General features: G+C 69.9%; 14 protein-coding genes and 1 pseudogene. 1 reads left to right on the top strand and 14 read right to left on the bottom strand.

What is annotated here, in order from left to right:
- Positions 1-139: pseudogene (locus tag AOK22_RS31350) on the top strand (6-phosphogluconolactonase); the annotation flags it as partial.
- 70 nt (positions 140-209) lie between these two features.
- On the opposite strand, the gene AOK22_RS31345 reads toward AOK22_RS31350, so the two are convergent.
- From AOK22_RS31345 to AOK22_RS31280, 14 genes are all read right to left on the bottom strand, one after another.
- Complete coding sequence (locus AOK22_RS31345) at positions 210-677, bottom strand: hypothetical protein (RefSeq protein WP_055702102.1); 468 nt, start codon at positions 675-677, stop codon at positions 210-212.
- A 110-nt stretch (positions 678-787) separates the two neighbouring features.
- On the bottom strand, positions 788-1,276 hold the full coding sequence (locus AOK22_RS44075) for a DUF2087 domain-containing protein (protein ID WP_079036940.1): 489 nt from the start codon (positions 1,274-1,276) through the stop codon (positions 788-790).
- 102 nt (positions 1,277-1,378) lie between these two features.
- On the bottom strand, positions 1,379-3,031 hold the full coding sequence (pgi, locus tag AOK22_RS31335) for a glucose-6-phosphate isomerase (RefSeq protein ID WP_055702101.1): 1,653 nt from the start codon (positions 3,029-3,031) through the stop codon (positions 1,379-1,381).
- A gap of 169 nt (positions 3,032-3,200) precedes the next feature.
- Positions 3,201-3,536 (bottom strand): RNA polymerase-binding protein RbpA, encoded by a 336-nt coding sequence (locus tag AOK22_RS31330; RefSeq protein WP_003957010.1) that lies wholly within the window; start codon positions 3,534-3,536, stop codon positions 3,201-3,203.
- 160 nt (positions 3,537-3,696) lie between these two features.
- Positions 3,697-3,927 carry a preprotein translocase subunit SecG gene (gene secG, locus AOK22_RS31325; protein ID WP_055702100.1) on the bottom strand — a complete coding sequence of 77 codons (231 nt, stop codon included), beginning with the start codon at positions 3,925-3,927 and terminating at the stop codon, positions 3,697-3,699.
- 133 nt (positions 3,928-4,060) lie between these two features.
- A complete protein-coding gene (tpiA, locus tag AOK22_RS31320) occupies positions 4,061-4,837 on the bottom strand; it encodes a triose-phosphate isomerase (protein ID WP_055702099.1) in 777 nt (258 codons plus the stop codon).
- Between the two features lie 6 nt (positions 4,838-4,843).
- Positions 4,844-6,055, bottom strand: a complete 1,212-nt coding sequence (locus AOK22_RS31315) for a phosphoglycerate kinase (RefSeq protein ID WP_055702098.1) — start codon at positions 6,053-6,055, stop codon at positions 4,844-4,846.
- 101 nt (positions 6,056-6,156) lie between these two features.
- Positions 6,157-7,164: a type I glyceraldehyde-3-phosphate dehydrogenase gene (gene gap, locus AOK22_RS31310; RefSeq protein WP_055702097.1), complete on the bottom strand. Its 1,008-nt coding sequence runs from the start codon at positions 7,162-7,164 to the stop codon at positions 6,157-6,159.
- Positions 7,165-7,352: 188 nt separating this feature from the next.
- Positions 7,353-10,313 (bottom strand): M14 family metallopeptidase, encoded by a 2,961-nt coding sequence (locus tag AOK22_RS31305; protein ID WP_055702096.1) that lies wholly within the window; start codon positions 10,311-10,313, stop codon positions 7,353-7,355.
- A 160-nt stretch (positions 10,314-10,473) separates the two neighbouring features.
- Positions 10,474-11,475, bottom strand: coding sequence for a DNA-binding protein WhiA (gene whiA / locus AOK22_RS31300; RefSeq protein ID WP_055702095.1), 1,002 nt, complete (start codon positions 11,473-11,475; stop codon positions 10,474-10,476).
- Positions 11,466-12,488, bottom strand: coding sequence for a gluconeogenesis factor YvcK family protein (locus tag AOK22_RS31295; RefSeq protein ID WP_055702094.1), 1,023 nt, complete (start codon positions 12,486-12,488; stop codon positions 11,466-11,468). Before AOK22_RS31295 ends, whiA begins: the two co-directional genes overlap by 10 nt.
- Positions 12,488-13,423 carry an RNase adapter RapZ gene (gene rapZ, locus AOK22_RS31290; RefSeq protein WP_055702093.1) on the bottom strand — a complete coding sequence of 312 codons (936 nt, stop codon included), beginning with the start codon at positions 13,421-13,423 and terminating at the stop codon, positions 12,488-12,490. Before rapZ ends, AOK22_RS31295 begins: the two co-directional genes overlap by 1 nt.
- Complete coding sequence (gene uvrC / locus AOK22_RS31285; RefSeq protein ID WP_055702092.1) at positions 13,420-15,483, bottom strand: excinuclease ABC subunit UvrC; 2,064 nt, start codon at positions 15,481-15,483, stop codon at positions 13,420-13,422. The genes rapZ and uvrC overlap by 4 nt, the downstream gene beginning before the upstream one ends.
- 36 nt (positions 15,484-15,519) lie before the next feature.
- The coding region (locus AOK22_RS31280) for a L,D-transpeptidase family protein (RefSeq protein ID WP_167357904.1) at positions 15,520-15,872 on the bottom strand (353 nt) is incomplete at its 5' end.

Genomic DNA, 15,872 nt, shown 5'->3' with positions numbered 1-15,872 from the left:
GGCCATCGCGCTCTCGGGCGCGGGCGAGATCCAGGCCCCCGCGGCGGGCGCCCGGGGCCGCTCCCGCACCCTGTGGCTCCTCGACACGGCAGCGGCCTCCGAACTCCCGCCGGAGCTGTATCCGCCGGCGGTGGCGTAACGGTTTTCCGCCGAACGCGACGTGAGGGCCCCGCACCGGTCGGTGCGGGGCCCTCACGTGTCTCCGGAGGTCAGAATCCGCTGCAGGTGGCCGTGACGAAGGCCCCTCTGGCCGTCGCGGTCCGCGTCGTTCCGTCGGCGGTGACCTCGCAGTGGACCGAGCCACCAGAGGCGCCCGTGGTTACGGCCAGCGTCCCGCCCCGCACGAACCCCCGCGTCTTCTCCTTCTTGGACCACGGCAAGTCCACATCCGCCAGCTGATTCTGTGAGAGTCGACCGTCGCGGTACGAGGAGTACGTGATCGTGACGTCCTTGGCGTCACCCGTCACCTCGTACTCCACGGTGACCTCGCGCTTCAGCTCCTTGTCCACCTCGTGGCCGATGCCGACGACGAGCGCGGCGCAGCCGCCTACCAGCAGGATCAGCACCACCAGCACGATCCACGGCCATTTCCTGCGCTTCGTCCTCTGCAGCGGGGCGGGCGGCGCGGCCCAGCCCTGGGGGCCGCCCTGCGGCGGATACGCGGGAGGTTCGGGCATCGCGGGCTCTTTCCGGCGGGGTCGAATCCTGCCTCTCAGGATTCCGTCCCCCAGTGCCGCTCACCAGCGGGAACACTCGCGCGTGGGCCCATTGGGGCGAGGCGGGGCCCTCACGCCTGTACGAGGACCCTTCGGTAGCTGCTGCCGTCCTGTTCTCTCACCAGGAGGCCGTCCGTCACGCAGTGGCGGCGGAGGGCCGCCGTGTCGTCGTGGACCGTGCGGAACGCCTCGTTGACCTCGCGTTCGCTGTAGGTGCGGTCGGCATCGAAGAGGGTGTCCGTGAGGTGGACGAGGAGTTCGTGGCGGACGACCGGGCGGACGGGGATGGCCGTGAGGCGGCCGTGGGAGAAGAAGCCGGTGAGGCGGCGCGGCACGGTGGGGCGGTCGTCGACCGGGGCCGGGGCCCGCCGGAAGACGGCCGGGTCGGCCCGCAGCGACCCGTCGGGCAGCCGCTCCACGGCGCCGACGGCGAGCAGGCGTCCCAGGTGCTTGCGGGCGACGGGCGAGTCCGCCTCGCGGGGCGGCAGGTCGTCCAGGACTATGCGCGCGAACAGCCGCAGTCTCTCGGGATCGGCGAGCGCGGCGAGCAGCTGGTCCATGACGGGGTCCCTCCCGGCGGGTGACAGAGCCGAAGCAGTGTCACTCGCCGGGCGGGGTGCCCGCATCCGAATATCGGCCGGTGCGGATCAGCCGCGACGACCTCAACGACCGCGCAGCGAGCGGTACTTGGCGACCAGGGCCGTCGTCGACGCGTCCAGGCCCGACACCTCGGCACCCTCGGTCAGCGCGGGCTCGACGCGCTTGGCGAGCACCTTGCCGAGCTCGACGCCCCACTGGTCGAAGGAGTCGATGTTCCACACCGCGCCCTGCACGAACACCTTGTGCTCGTAGAGGGCGATGAGCTGCCCGAGGACCGAGGGGGTCAGCGACTTCGCGAGGATCGTCGTCGTGGGGTGGTTGCCCCGGAACGTCTTGTGCGGGACGAGCTCCTCGGGGACGCCCTCCGCACGGACCTCGTCCGGCGTCTTGCCGAACGCCAACGCCTGCGTCTGGGCGAAGAAGTTGGCCATCAGGAGATCGTGCTGGGCGACCAGACCCGGCAGCAGGTCCGCGACGGGCTCGGCGAAGCCGATGAAGTCCGCCGGGATCAACTTCGTGCCCTGGTGGATGAGTTGGTAGTACGCGTGCTGGCCGTTCGTGCCCGGCGTGCCCCAGACCACGGGGCCCGTCTGCCACTGGACCCGCTCGCCGCCGCGGTCCACGGACTTGCCGTTGGACTCCATGTCCAGCTGCTGGAGGTACGCGGTGAACTTGGAGAGGTAGTGCGAGTACGGCAGCACGGCGTGCGACTGCGCGTCGTGGAAGTTGCCGTACCAGATCCCCAACAGGCCCATCAGCAAAGGCACGTTGGACTCGGCGGGCGCGGTGCGGAAGTGCTCGTCGACGAGGTGGAAGCCGTCGAGCATCTCGCGGAAGGCGTCGGGGCCGATGGCGATCATCAGGGAGAGCCCGATGGCCGAGTCGTAGGAGTAGCGACCGCCGACCCAGTCCCAGAACTCGAACATGTTGGCCGTGTCGATGCCGAAGTCCGCGACCTTCTCGGCGTTCGTCGACAGCGCCACGAAGTGCTTGGCGACGGCCTCCTGACCGGCCTTCAGCTCGCTCAGCAGCCAGTCCCGCGCGGACGTCGCGTTCGTGATCGTCTCGATGGTGGTGAACGTCTTCGAGGCGATGACGAACAGCGTCTCGGCCGCGTCCAGGTCCCGCACGGCCTCGTGCAGGTCGGCGCCGTCCACGTTCGACACGAAGCGGACGGTGAGGTCGCGGTCGGTGAAGGAGCGCAGCACCTCGTACGCCATGGCGGGACCGAGGTCGGAGCCGCCGATGCCGACGTTGACCACGTTCTTGATGCGCTTGCCGGTGTGACCGGTCCACTCGCCCGAGCGAACCTTGTCCGAAAAGGCGCTCATCCGGTCGAGGACCGCGTGCACCGCCGGCACCACGTCCTCCCCGTCGACCTCGATCACGGCGTCGCGCGGGGCGCGCAGCGCGGTGTGCAGGACGGCCCGGTCCTCCGTCGTGTTGATCTTCTCGCCGCGGAACATGGCGTCCCGCAGCCCGAAGACGTCGGTCGCGGCGGCCAGCTCCCGCAGCAGCGTCAGCGTCTCGTCCGTGACCAGGTGTTTGGAGTAGTCGACGTACAGGTCGCCGACCTGGAGGCCGTACGCCGTGCCGCGTGCCGGATCCGCGGCGAAGAGATCGCGCAGCTGCACCTCGCCCAGCTGTTCACGGTGCTTGCCGAGCGCCGTCCACTCGGGCATCTGATTGAGCCTGGCGCGGCTTTCTGCATTCATCTACGACTTCAGCCTTCTCTCCGTACCCGCGTACGTCCTTTGCCCCGCTGCACGATCCAACCTAATGGATCAGGGGTCGGTATGAGATATCTGAAACCGTCTGTCCACACACGTGCCGAGACGAGAAACCGGCCGGGCACCAATTCGGTGCCCGGCCGGTGTTCAAGTCCTAGATTTCGCCCCGCAGTTTGGCGAGCGCCTCCGCGAGAATCGCCTCGCCGTCCGCGTCGCTGCGCCGCTCACGCACATACGCCAGATGCGTCTTGTACGGCTCGGTGCGCGGCGGGTCCGGTGGGTTGTCCCGGTCCTGACCGGCCGGAAAGCCGCAGCGGGGACAGTCCCACGTATCGGGGACCTGCGCGTCGCTGGCGAAGCTGGGCTGCGTCTCGTGCCCGTTCGAGCACCAGAAGGAGATGCGCAGTCGCGGCGCGGACTCGCCGCGCTCGGCCTCGCCCATCGGCCCCGCCCCGACCCGACTTCCTCGGATCGCGTTGCCACTTGCCACGGTCGTAACTCCCTGCGTGATGGTGCTGCTGCGGGCGCCTCAGTTTACGTAAGGCCCAACGCGCGTCCAGTGTTGGGAGTTACACCCCGACCCCCGGACGCAAGCCCCATGATAAGCCGCGCACGCGGGCGCGCACCGGACAAGCAGCCAGTGCCTGGCGCTAGTTGTTCGCCTTCATCAGCAGACCCAGCGCGACAATGCACGCGAACCACAGCAGACCGACCACGACCGTGATGCGGTCGAGGTTGCGCTCCGCGACGGAGGAGCCGCCGACGGACGACTGCATGCCGCCACCGAACATGTCGGAGAGACCGCCGCCCTTGCCCTTGTGCATCAGCACCAGCAGCATCATCAGCAGGCTGAAGACGATCAGGGCGATCGAGAACCCCATAACCACGGCTGGACCAACTTCCTCGGATCTGATTCGACGACGGGGGCCGGGGGCGCTATTCGCGAGCCTTGAGAGCCAGCATTCACAGCCTCCGACCCCCGCAAGGGTACGACGTATCGCCGCTACCGCATACTCACTGGTCGCGGAAGCGGACGATCTTGACGAACTCGTCCGCGTCCAGCGCCGCGCCGCCCACCAGGGCACCGTCGACGTCGGGCTGCGCCATGATGTCGGCGACGTTCTTCGCCTTCACGGAGCCGCCGTACTGGATGCGCACCTTGTCGGCGAGTTCCTGCGAGTACAGCTCGGCGAGCCGCCCGCGGATCGCCCCGCAGACCTCCTGCGCGTCCTCGGGGGTCGCGACCTCGCCGGTGCCGATCGCCCAGACGGGCTCGTACGCGATGACGATGGTCTCGGCCTGCTCGGCCGGGACGTCCTTGAGGCCGCCGTCGATCTGGTTCAGCGTGTACTGGACCTGCTGGCCCGCCTTGCGGATCTCCAGGCCCTCGCCGACGCAGAGGATCGGGGTCAGGCCGTGCTTGAAGGCGGCCTTCACCTTGGCGTTGCAGATCTCGTCGGACTCGTCGTGGTACTGCCGGCGCTCGGAGTGGCCCACGGCGACGTAGGTGCACTTCAGCTTCGACAGCATCGGGCCCGAGATCTCACCGGTGTAGGCACCGGAGTCGTGCGCCGAGATGTCCTGGGCGCCGTACTTGATCTTGAGCTTGTCGCCGTCGACCAGGGTCTGCACGGAGCGCAGGTCGGTGAAGGGCGGCAGGACGGCGACCTCGCAGGCGTCGTAGTCCTTGTCGGCCAGGGCGAAGGCGAGCTTCTGGACGTGCGCGATGGCCTCGAGGTGGTTGAGGTTCATCTTCCAGTTGCCCGCCATCAGCGGCGTACGGGTGCTCATTAAGGGTCAGTCCTCCAGTGCGGCGAGGCCGGGGAGCGTCTTGCCCTCGAGGTATTCGAGGGAGGCGCCGCCGCCGGTCGAGATGTGGCCGAAAGCATTCTCGTCGAAGCCCAGCAGGCGCACGGCGGCGGCCGAGTCGCCACCGCCGACGACCGTGAAGGCCGGGCTGTCGAGGAGCGCCTGGGCGACGGCCTTGGTGCCCTCGGCGTAGTCGGGGTGCTCGAAGACGCCCATCGGGCCGTTCCAGAAGACGGTGGCCGCGTCGGCGAGCTTCGAGGCGTACAGCTTGCGGGTCTCGGGGCCGATGTCCAGGCCCTCCTGGTCGGCCGGGATGGCGTCCGCGGCGACGGTGGTGGGGTTGGCCGGGGCCTTCGTCTTCAGGTCCGGGAACTCGGGCGAGACCAGGACGTCGACGGGCAGGACGAACTCGACGCCCTTCTCCTCGGCACGCTTGAGGTAGCCGAGCACCGCCGGGATCTGGTCCTCCTGCAGCAGGGAGATGCCGACCTCGTGGCCCTGGGCCTTGAGGAAGGTGTAGGCCATGCCGCCGCCGATGAGGATGCGGTCGGCCTTCTCCAGGAGGTGGTCGATCACACCGAGCTTGTCGGAGACCTTGGCGCCGCCGAGGACCACGGCGTAGGGCCGCTTGACGTCGTCGGTGAGCTTCTTCAGGACGCCGACCTCGGTGGCGATGAGGTAACCGGCGTAGTGCGGCAGGCGGGCCGGCAGGTCGAAGACCGACGCGTGCTTGCGGTGCACGGCGCCGAAGCCGTCGCCCACGTAGACATCGGCCAGGGCGGCGAGCTGGTCGGCGAACCGACCGCGCTCCGCGTCGTCCTTGGAGGTCTCGCCCGCGTTGAAGCGGAGGTTCTCGATGACGGCGACCTGGCCGGGCTGCAGGCCGTCGACCGCGTCGTGCGCGGCGGGGCCGACGGTGTCCTGCGCGAACGCGACCGGCGCGCCCAGGAGTTCACCGAGGCGCTCGGCGGCGGGCAGCAGCGAGAACGCCGGGTCCGGGGCGCCCTTGGGGCGGCCCAGGTGCGAGGCCACGACCACCTTGGCGCCCGCCTCGGCCAGGGCCTTGACGGTCGGCAGGACGGCGCGGATGCGGCCGTCGTCGGTGATCGTGCCGTCGGCGAGCGGCACGTTGAGGTCGGCGCGGACGAAGACCCGCTTGCCGTCGACGCCTTCGGCGAGAAGCTCGTCGATCGTCTTCATGAACTGAACTCCTTGGGTGGACTGACGCACAACAGGGCCCGGAGCGCGCGACGTTGCGCGGTCCGGACCCTGTGCTCACATCTGGGTGTCTGCTCTGGTGACTAGAGCTGACCGCCGACGAAGACGGTGAGGTCGACGAGACGGTTGGAGTAGCCCCACTCGTTGTCGTACCAGCCGAGGATCTTCACCGTCTTGCCCTCCTGGACCATGGTCAGGGAGGAGTCGAAGGTGCAGGAGGCCGGGTCGCTGACGATGTCCGACGACACGATCTCGTCCTCGGTGTAGTACAGGATGCCCTTGAGCTCGCCGTCCGCGGCCTTCTTGAACGCGGCGTTGACCTCGTCCTTGGTGACCTCGCGCTCCAGCTCGACGACCAGGTCGGTGGCGGAGCCGGTCGGGACCGGGACGCGCATCGCGATGCCGTCGAGCTTGCCCTTGAGCTGCGGGAGGACCAGGGCGGTGGCCTTCGCGGCACCCGTCGTGGTCGGGATGATGTTCTCCGCGGCGGCGCGGGCGCGGCGCAGGTCCTTGTGCGGGAAGTCCAGGATGCGCTGGTCGTTGGTGTACGCGTGGACCGTCGTCATCAGGCCCTTGACCAGGCCGAAGTTCTCGTCGAGAACCTTCGCCATCGGCGCCACGCAGTTGGTGGTGCAGGAGGCGTTGGAGATGACGTGGTGGTTCGCCGGGTCGTACTTGTCCTGGTTGACGCCCATCACGATCGTGATGTCCTCGTCCTTGGCCGGAGCCGAGATGAGGACCTTCTTGGCGCCGCCGGCGATGTGCTTCTCGGCGTCGGCCTTCTTGGTGAAGATGCCCGTGGACTCGATCACGATGTCGACGCCCAGCTGGCCCCACGGGATGTCCGCGGGGTTGCGCTCGGACAGCACCTTGATGGTGTGGCCGTCGACGGTGATGGTGTCCTCGGTGTGCGACACCTCGGCCTTGAGGCGGCCCAGGATGGTGTCGTACTTGAGCAGGTGCGCCGTGGTGGCGGTGTCACCCAGGTCGTTGACAGCCACGATCTCGATGTCCGCACCCTGGTCAAGGAGGGCGCGGAAGTAGTTGCGACCGATGCGGCCAAAGCCGTTGATGCCTACGCGGATCGTCACGAACCGATCTCCTCGTTGGTACGCCGGTTTTAGACGCCGGCGAGTTGTATGGGATGTCCCCGACCGCCTCCGACCCTACCTCTCTGAAGGCCCTGAGGTGACATCGAGAGCGGCCGTATGCGGCACTGTGGCCCGTACCCCTCAGTAGGAGTACGGGCCACCGGGACCTTGGTCCCGATTACGCAGCGTCAGGTGCGCAGATGTGCCAGGGAGGCGCCCATAAGAGCGGCCCTCTCGGCACTTCCGGGCACATGCTCGAACCCGAAGCCGAGGAGCACACTGTCACGCGCTGTGACCGCCGCGTAGGAACGGTAGAGCTCCCCGGTGCGCGCCCAGTCGCCTGTGATATTGGGGCTCCCGGCCGGGGGCGGAGCGACGCTCCAGGAGCCGAGCGAGGTCTCGAATCCCTCGGTCTCCTTGACATCGCCGCCGACGACCAGTTGCGCGTTGTCGGCGAAGAGTCCGCGACCGCCCGTGGAGGGGTCGGTGATGGCGCTCAGGGAGACCTCGACCTTCTTGCCCGCGTACGGGCTCAGGTCGAAGGCGACCGGCTTCCAGCCGCCGGAGGATCCGGTGAAGCTGTTCCACGCGCCGGTGGTGCCGCTCGCCGTGCAGCCGTTCGCGCCCAGCGTCAGGTAGTGCTTCAGGAAGGGGTGACCGTTGATGAGGAACCCGGCCCCGCACTCGGCGGGCACGGCGCCGGACGAGTTGCCGTTCTTGTCGGGCAGCGTGGTCCAGTCGTCGGCGCCCGCGGTGTGCGCCTCCAGGACCCCGTGGTCGTAGCCGTTCTCCAGGCTCCAGTTGAGCTGGAACCGCAGTTCGGGCTGGTCGGCGGCGGTGACACCGGTGAGGTCGAGGGTGCGGGTGAGCCGCTTCCAGTCCTGGTCGGCGTGGGTGGCCGAGGCCATGCCCTGGCCCTCGAAGGGCGCGTACGGGTTGGTGAGACCGGGGTAGGAGCCCGCCGCCTCGCTCTTGAACTGCGGGAACTGCTTGGGCGGCAGGTTGTCCGAGGTGACGGTGAACCGGCCCGGCTTGTCGAGCGGGTTGGTGTCGGCCGCGGCGAGCGGGGTCTTCACGCCGGCGAGGGCGCCGCTGCCCTCGAAGCTCTTGGCGCCGGGCGCGGACAGCCGCTCGTACGCCCCGAGGTAGTACTGCGCGAAGTCGTCGGTGAGGGCCTCGCCGAGGTCGACGTTGCCGCCGGTGCGCTCACCGGACTCGATGAGCTTGCCGCCCTCGTTGAGGTAGTCGCGCAGGGCGAGCTGGGTGGGCGCGCCGGGGACGGGGTCACCGGTGTAGTGGACGACCGCGGAGAAGTGCGACAGGACGCCGAGCGGGTGCGGGACGCCCTGCTTGGCGACGTCCCAGACGGCGGCCGAGCGGCCGTTGGCCTTGAGGGCGTCGACGTACTTCTGGGCCTGCGTGGCCGGTGCGCCCTCCTCGGCGACGACCAGCGTGCGGGCCTTGGGGCGCTCGGCGACGGTGTACGTGAAGTGCTCGCTCTCGGTGCGGCCCTTCTTCGTACGACCGGTGAACCACACCTCGACCTTGTCGCCCACGCGCGCGTCCTCGACCCGCCCGCGGTACTGGTCGAAGTGGAGGTTGTCCTCGCCGCCGTAGGTCTCGCCGCCCTTCCACGCCTTCACGTCGTCGTCGTGCGTGCGGCCGCCGTTGATCCGGTAGTTGATCTCCTTGTCGCGGACCGACTTGCGGGCGGTCACGGCGACCTCCTGGTCGGCGCCGCGCGCGTAGGAGGTGGTGAAGGAGCCGGGCGTGAAGTCGGGGGCCTCGATGCCGGTGACGGAGACCGGCTGGTCGGGGTGGAGTGCGGTCTCGGCGACGGCGAGCGCGAAGGGGACGTTCTTCGCGAACTCCTGCTGGATCAGCTTCTCGTCGTCCGGGAAGGTGAAGATGGACGCGCAGTCCTCGGGCTTCCAGGCGTCGTTGGGGTCGACGTTCGACGCGGTCTGACAGGTGGACATCTCCGGGGTGAACATGGAGAAGCCGTTGACGTTCCCCGCGTGGCCGTCGGCCTCGCCGTTGGTGGTGTAGAGCTCGGAGGAGACCTGCGGGTGGTAGCCGGGGATCGCGGGCTTCTCGGGCGTGCCGGCCAGCGCCTTGTAGAGCACGTCGTCCGGGGTCGGCGTGGCGACCTGCCAGCCCACTCCGTAGAGGATCAGCTCGGCCGCCGAGTGGTAGTTGATCCCGTACGTGAAGCCGATGCGCTTCTGGAACCGGTCGAGCGCCTTGGTCTCGGGCTCGGACATCGGTCCCGTGCCGCGGTAGGTCTCGTTCGAGGCGTCCGGGGACGAACCCTCGTTGTCGTAGCCCCACTTGTAGGCGAAGTTGCGGTTGAGGTCGACGCCGTCGCCCGGCGCGATCCTGCCGTCGCCGTCGACGTCACGGAGGTTCTTGCGCCACTGGCGGTTGGCCCCGGCCGCGTGCGTGAAGTCGTAGCCGTCGGGGTTGGCGGAGAGCACGAACCACAGCTCGGTGGAGTTCACGAGCTTGGTGATGCGCTGGTCCTTGCCGTAGTTGTCCAGGTAGTGGTGCATCAGGCGGCGGGTCATCTCGGGGGTGATCCACTCGCGCGCGTGCTGGTTGGACATGTACAGGGTGGACGGCTTCGAGCCGTCCTTGGACTTCTTGGCACCCTTGGTGAGCTTCAGGGCGAGGATGTCCTTGCCCTGGAGGGTCTTGCCGATGGAGACGACCTTGGTGAGGTCGGGGTGCGCCTGCCCGGTCTTGACGATCTCCTCCTGGAGCCCGCCCTTTCCGCTGTACGGCCGGAAGACCCCGTCCCCCGCGGCCTTGAGCCGCTTCTCCGCGGCCTTGGAGACCTTGTGCTCGCTGAGCTCGACGCCCTGGCGCTCGATCGCCTTGGCCTGGCCCTCGGTCAGATAGAGCTCGACGCGGCCGGTGCCGCGCTCGGGCGTCTGCCCGGCCAGCTCGTGGGCGTCCTGGCCCGCCTTGACCAGGATCGGTATCTGCTTCTTGGTGACGTCGGCCTGGTAGACCTTCACGGCCGCCGGGTCGTCGCCGGCCGGGGCCTTCGCGGGGCCGCTGGCCTGGGCGTTCGGTGCGGCGGCGAGGCCGCCGATGAGCAGTGCGCTCGCGGCGAGAACCGATCTCGCGCTCGCTTTTCGTCTCATGAGCCCCCCTTGCAGTTGTCCGGCACATTTGTGCGCGAACGCCAGGCTCGTGATACTTCATGATCATGTCAATATGGCGCGAAGGGTGACATTCAGGAGGGCGCAAAGAAGCCGCCGGTGCCCGTGGAGGCACCGGCGGCTCGGGGAGCGTACGGGTCGCTCAGACCGCCATGTTGTCGGCGAGGCTGTCGGCGAGGTCCTCGCCGAGATTGGACTCCGTCCCCGGAATGCCCAGGTCCTGGGCCCGCTTGTCGGCCATCGCGAGCAGACGGCGGATGCGGCCGGCGACGGCGTCCTTGGTCAGCGGCGGGTCGGCGAGCGCGCCCAGCTCCTCCAGGGAGGCCTGCTTGTGCTCCATGCGCAGCCGGCCCGCGGCCGCGAGGTGCTCGGGGACCTCCTCGCCGAGGATCTCCAGGGCGCGCTGCACCCGGGCGCCGGCGGCGACGGCCGCGCGCGCCGAGCGGCGCAGGTTCGCGTCGTCGAAGTTGGCCAGGCGGTTGGCGGTGGCGCGCACCTCGCGCCGCATCCGCCGCTCCTCCCAGGCGAGCACCGACTCGTGCGCGCCGAGCCGGGTGAGCAGGGCGCCGATCGCGTCCCCGTCCCGGACGACCACGCGGTCCACGCCGCGCACCTCGCGCGCCTTGCCCGCGATCTGCAGCCTGCGGGCCGCGCCGACGAGCGCGAGCGCCGCCTCGGGACCCGGGCAGGTCACCTCGAGGGAGGAGGAGCGGCCGGGCTCGGTGAGCGAGCCGTGCGCGAGGAACGCCCCGCGCCAGGCCGCCTCGGCGTCGCAGGTGGCCCCCGAGACCACCTGCGGCGGCAGGCCCCGGATGGGGCGGCCGCGGCCGTCCACGAGGCCCGTCTGGCGGGCCAGCTGATCGCCGCCCGCGACCACCCGGACGACATAGCGCGAGCCGCGCCGCAGGCCGCCGGGGGCCATCACGATCAGCTCCGAGCTGTGCCCGAAGATCTCCAGGATGTCCCGCTTCAGCCGCCGGGCGGCCATCGCGGTGTCCAGCTCCGCCTCGATCACGATGCGGCCGCTCACCAGGTGAAGGCCGCCCGCGAACCGCAGGATCGCCGAGACCTCTGCTTTTCTGCAGCAGGTCCGGGTGACGGGGAGCCGGGAGATCTCGTCCTTCACCGCTGCCGTCATCGCCATGGGCCGATCCTTCCATGCATCCGAAAAATACGGTCGTACGCGGCTGCCAGGAGCTCCGGATCGTGCCTCGGAGTTCCGTCGGGCCGGGCCACCGGCGCCAGCTCGACCGTGGCGCCGAGCCGCTTGGCGGCATCGGTCAGTGACTCACGGTCGGGCACGGCGGCCTCGTCGGCCAGCACCACGTCCAGGGCGAGTTTAGGGGCGTGTCGGGCCAAAACCTCCAAATGACGCTGCGGAGAGAAGCCTTCGGTTTCTCCCGGTTGCGGAGCGAGGTTGAGCGAGAGCACCTTGCGGGCCTTCGTCTCGGTCAGCGCGTCGAGCAGTTCGGGGACCAGGAGGTGCGGGATCACCGAGGAGAACCAGGAGCCGGGACCGAGCACCACCCAGTCCGCGTCGAGGACCGCGGCGACCGCCTCGGGGACGGCCGGCGGGTCGTGCGGCACGACGTGCACGGACTGGACCTCGCCCGGGGTCAGGGCCACCGTGGCCTGCCCGCGGACGGTGTCCACGTCGTCCGGGCGCGCCGGGTCGTGGCCCTTGACCAGGGCCTGGAGCTCCAGCGGCACGGCCGACATGGGCAGCACGCGGCCCTGCGCGCCGAGCAGCCTGCCGACCAGGTCCAGGGCCTGGACGTGGTCGCCGAGCTGCTCCCACAGGGCGACGATCAGCAGATTGCCGACCGCGTGCTCGTGCAGGTCGCCCTTGGACTGGAAGCGGTGCTGGATGACGCGGGCCCAGGTCTGGCCCCAGTCGTCGTCGCCGCAGAGCGCGGCGAGGGCCTTGCGCAGGTCGCCGGGCGGCAGCACGCCCAGCTCGTCGCGCAGGCGCCCGCTGGAGCCGCCGTCGTCGGCGACCGTGACGACGGCGGTGAGGTCTCCGGCTCCGGTGATGCGGCGCAGCGCGGCGAGCGAGGCGGACAGGCCCATGCCCCCGCCGAGCGCGACCACCTTCGGCTGGGTGCCCCGCTTGCGGCCCAGCCGGGTCAGGCGGACGGTCCGGCGGTTGGGCTTCATTATTCGCGCCCCATGTCCCGGTGGACGATGACGGTCTCGACGCCCTCGGAGGCCAGGCGTGCCGCGAGCTTCTCCGACATGGCCACGGAGCGGTGCTTGCCGCCCGTACAGCCGACCGCGATCGTCACGTACCGCTTGCCCTCGCGGCGGTAGCCCGCCGCGATGAGCTGGAGCAGCTCGGCGTACCGGTCGAGGAACTCCTTGGCGCCGGGCTGGTTGAAGACGTACGCCGCGACCTCCTCGTTCTGGCCGGTGTACTGGCGCAGCTCGGGGACCCAGTGGGGGTTGGGCAGGAAGCGCATGTCGACGACCAGGTCGGCGTCGACCGGCAGGCCGTACTTGAAGCCGAAGGACATGACCGTGGCCCGCAGCTCGGGCTCCTCCTCGCCCGCGAACTGGGCGTCCATCTTGGCGCGCAGCTCGTGCACGTTCAGGCTGGAGGTGTCGATGACCAGGTCGGCGTCGCCGCGCAGCTCGCGCAGCAGGTCGCGCTCGGCCTCGATGCCGTCGACGATGCGACCGTCGCCCTGCAGCGGGTGCGGGCGGCGGACCGACTCGAAGCGGCGGACCAGGGCCTCGTCCGAGGACTCCAGGAAGACGATGCGGCGCGTGACGTTCTTCGACTCCAGCTCGGCGAGGGACTCGCGCAGGTTGTCGAAGAAGCGCCTGCCGCGTACGTCGACGACGACCGCGATGCGGGCGACGTTGCCCTGCGAGCGGGCGCCGAGCTCCACCATCGTGGGGATCAGCGCGGGCGGCAGGTTGTCGACGACGAACCAGCCGAGGTCCTCCAGGCACTTGGCGGCCGTGCTGCGCCCGGCGCCCGACATCCCGGAGATGATCACCAGCTCGGGGATCGCGGCGTCGGGGACTCCTGGCGTCTCGATGGACGTGCCGGCACTCACTTGCTCTCCACCTTCGTCGTGCTCGCTCATGTCTCCTGCCCCCGTCGTTCCTCCGAGGTGCCCGCGGTCACGGGCTCCTCCTCTTCCATGATCTCTCCGGTCGCCGTGTTCACGGCGGGTGCGGCGGGTTCCGCGCGGGCGAAGGCCGCCGCGACGGCCTCGGCCGTCTTGCGGCCCACACCCGGAACCTCGCAGATCTGGTCGATTGTCGCGGATCGGAGCTTCTTCACCGAACCGAAGTGCTTGATCAGCGTCTGTTTGCGCGCGTCGCCGAGGCCCGGCACCTCGTCCAGGGGGCCCGCGCGGAACCGTTTGGCCCGCTTGGCGCGCTGGTAGGTGATGGCGAAGCGGTGCGCCTCGTCACGCACCCGCTGGAGGAGGTAGAGGCCCTCGCTGGTGCGCGGCAGGATCACCGGGTCGTCCTCGTCGGGAACCCAGACCTCCTCAAGGCGCTTGGCCAGGCCGCAGACCGCGATGTCGTCGATGCCGAGCTCGTCAAGGGCCCGCTGGGCGGCCGCGACCTGCGGCTGGCCGCCGTCGACCACGACGAGCTGCGGCGGGTAGGCGAAGCGCTTGGGGCGGCCGTCCTCCTCGGTGGGACCGGTGTCGGCGACCTCACCGGTCACCTCGTCCGCCCTTCCCCAAGCTCTCGGCTCCGCTCGATCAGGGGAGACCCCATTCCCGGTCTTCTCCTGCTCCGCGAGGTAGCGCTTGAAGCGGCGCGTGATCACCTCGTGCATGGAGCGGACGTCGTCCTGGCCCTCGAAGCCCTTGATCTGGAAGCGGCGGTACTCGCTCTTCCTGGCCAGGCCGTCCTCGAAGACGACCATGGAGGCCACCACGTCGTCGCCCTGGAGATGCGAGATGTCGTAGCACTCGATGCGCAGCGGGGCGCTGTCCAGCTCCAGGGCGGCGGCGATCTCCTCCAGGGCGCGGGAGCGGGTGGTCAGGTCGGAGGCGCGCTTGGTCTTGTGCAGGACGAGGGACTGCTGGGCGTTGCGCGCGACGGTCTCCATGAGGGCCTTCTTGTCGCCGCGCTGCGGGATGCGCAGCGAGACGTTCGCCCCGCGGCGCTCGGTCAGCCACTCCTGGACCGGCTCTATCGGGTCGGGCAGCGCGGGGACGAGCACCTCCTTGGGCACGGCGTCGCCGCTCTCCTCTCCGTACAGCTGCTGGAGCGCGTGCTCGACGAGGTCGCCGCTGGTGACGGCCTCGACCTTGTCGGTGACCCAGCCGCGCTGGCCGCGCACGCGCCCGCCCCGGACGTGGAAGATCTGGACGGCGGCCTCCAGCTCGTCCTCGGCGAGGGCGATCAGGTCGGCGTCGGTGGCGTCCGCGAGGACGACGGCGCTCTTCTCCATCGCCTTGCGGAGGGCTTCGATGTCGTCGCGCAGGCGCGCCGCCCTCTCGTACTCCATCTCCTCGGCGGCGTCCGCCATCTGCCGCTCCAGGCGGCGGATGTAGGTGCCCGTGCGGCCGGCCATGAAGTCGCAGAAGTCCTCGGCCAGTTCGCGGTGCTCCTCGGGGGTGACGCGGCCCACGCAGGGCGCCGCGCACTTGCCGATGTAGCCGAGCAGGCAGGGACGGTCGGTGCGCGCGGCGTTCTTGAACACGCCCGCGGAGCAGGTGCGCACGGGGAAGGCGCGCAGCAGGAGGTCGACCGTGTCGCGGATGGCCCACGCGTGGCCGTAGGGCCCGAAGTAGCGCACGCCCTTCTTCTTCTGGCCGCGCATCACCTGGACCCGCGGGAACTCCTCGTTCATCGTCACCGCGAGGTACGGATAGCTCTTGTCGTCGCGGTACTTGACGTTGAACCGGGGGTCGAACTCCTTGATCCAGGAGTACTCCAGCTGGAGTGCCTCGACCTCGGTGGTGACCACCGTCCACTCGACGGAGGCGGCCGTCGTCACCATGGAGCGCGTGCGCGGGTGGAGGCTCGCCAGGTCCTGGAAGTAGTTGGCCAGGCGCTGGCGCAGGCTCTTGGCCTTCCCGACGTAGATCACCCGGCGGTGCTCGTCGCGGAATTTGTAGACCCCCGGGGCGTCGGGGATCTGTCCCGGCTTGGGGCGGTAGCTGGAAGGGTCGGCCATGTCGGACAGCCTACTGGCGAGGGCTGACAGCGCGGCTCAGCGTGCGTGCGCACCGGCCTCGACGGCGATGACGTCGCCCGGTTCCAGCCGGTCGTGGAGCCACTTCGCGTCCTCGCTGCGCAGGCCGAGCCAGCCGCGGGTGATGTCCCTCGTGCCGGGCGCCTTCTCGTCGAAGGTCAGCGCGACGGCGTAGGTGGTCCGGCCGTCGGGGGTGCGCAGCTCGACGACCCAGGGCAGCTTCAGGTCGTACTCGCCGCCCAGGCCGAAGTCCCCGGCGGGCATGCGCCGTTCGCGGTGGGTGGCGACGACGGTCAGGGGGCCGGTGGGCGTGGGGTGCCGCGTGCTGCCCGCGGAGACGGGCAGCTCCCGGCCCGCCACGGTCATCACGC

This window comes from Streptomyces silaceus (assembly GCF_001419745.1).
Taxonomy (GTDB): domain Bacteria; phylum Actinomycetota; class Actinomycetes; order Streptomycetales; family Streptomycetaceae; genus Streptomyces; species Streptomyces silaceus.
Note: the sequence above shows the minus strand (reverse complement) of the source record. Positions and strands in the feature narration are given on the sequence as shown.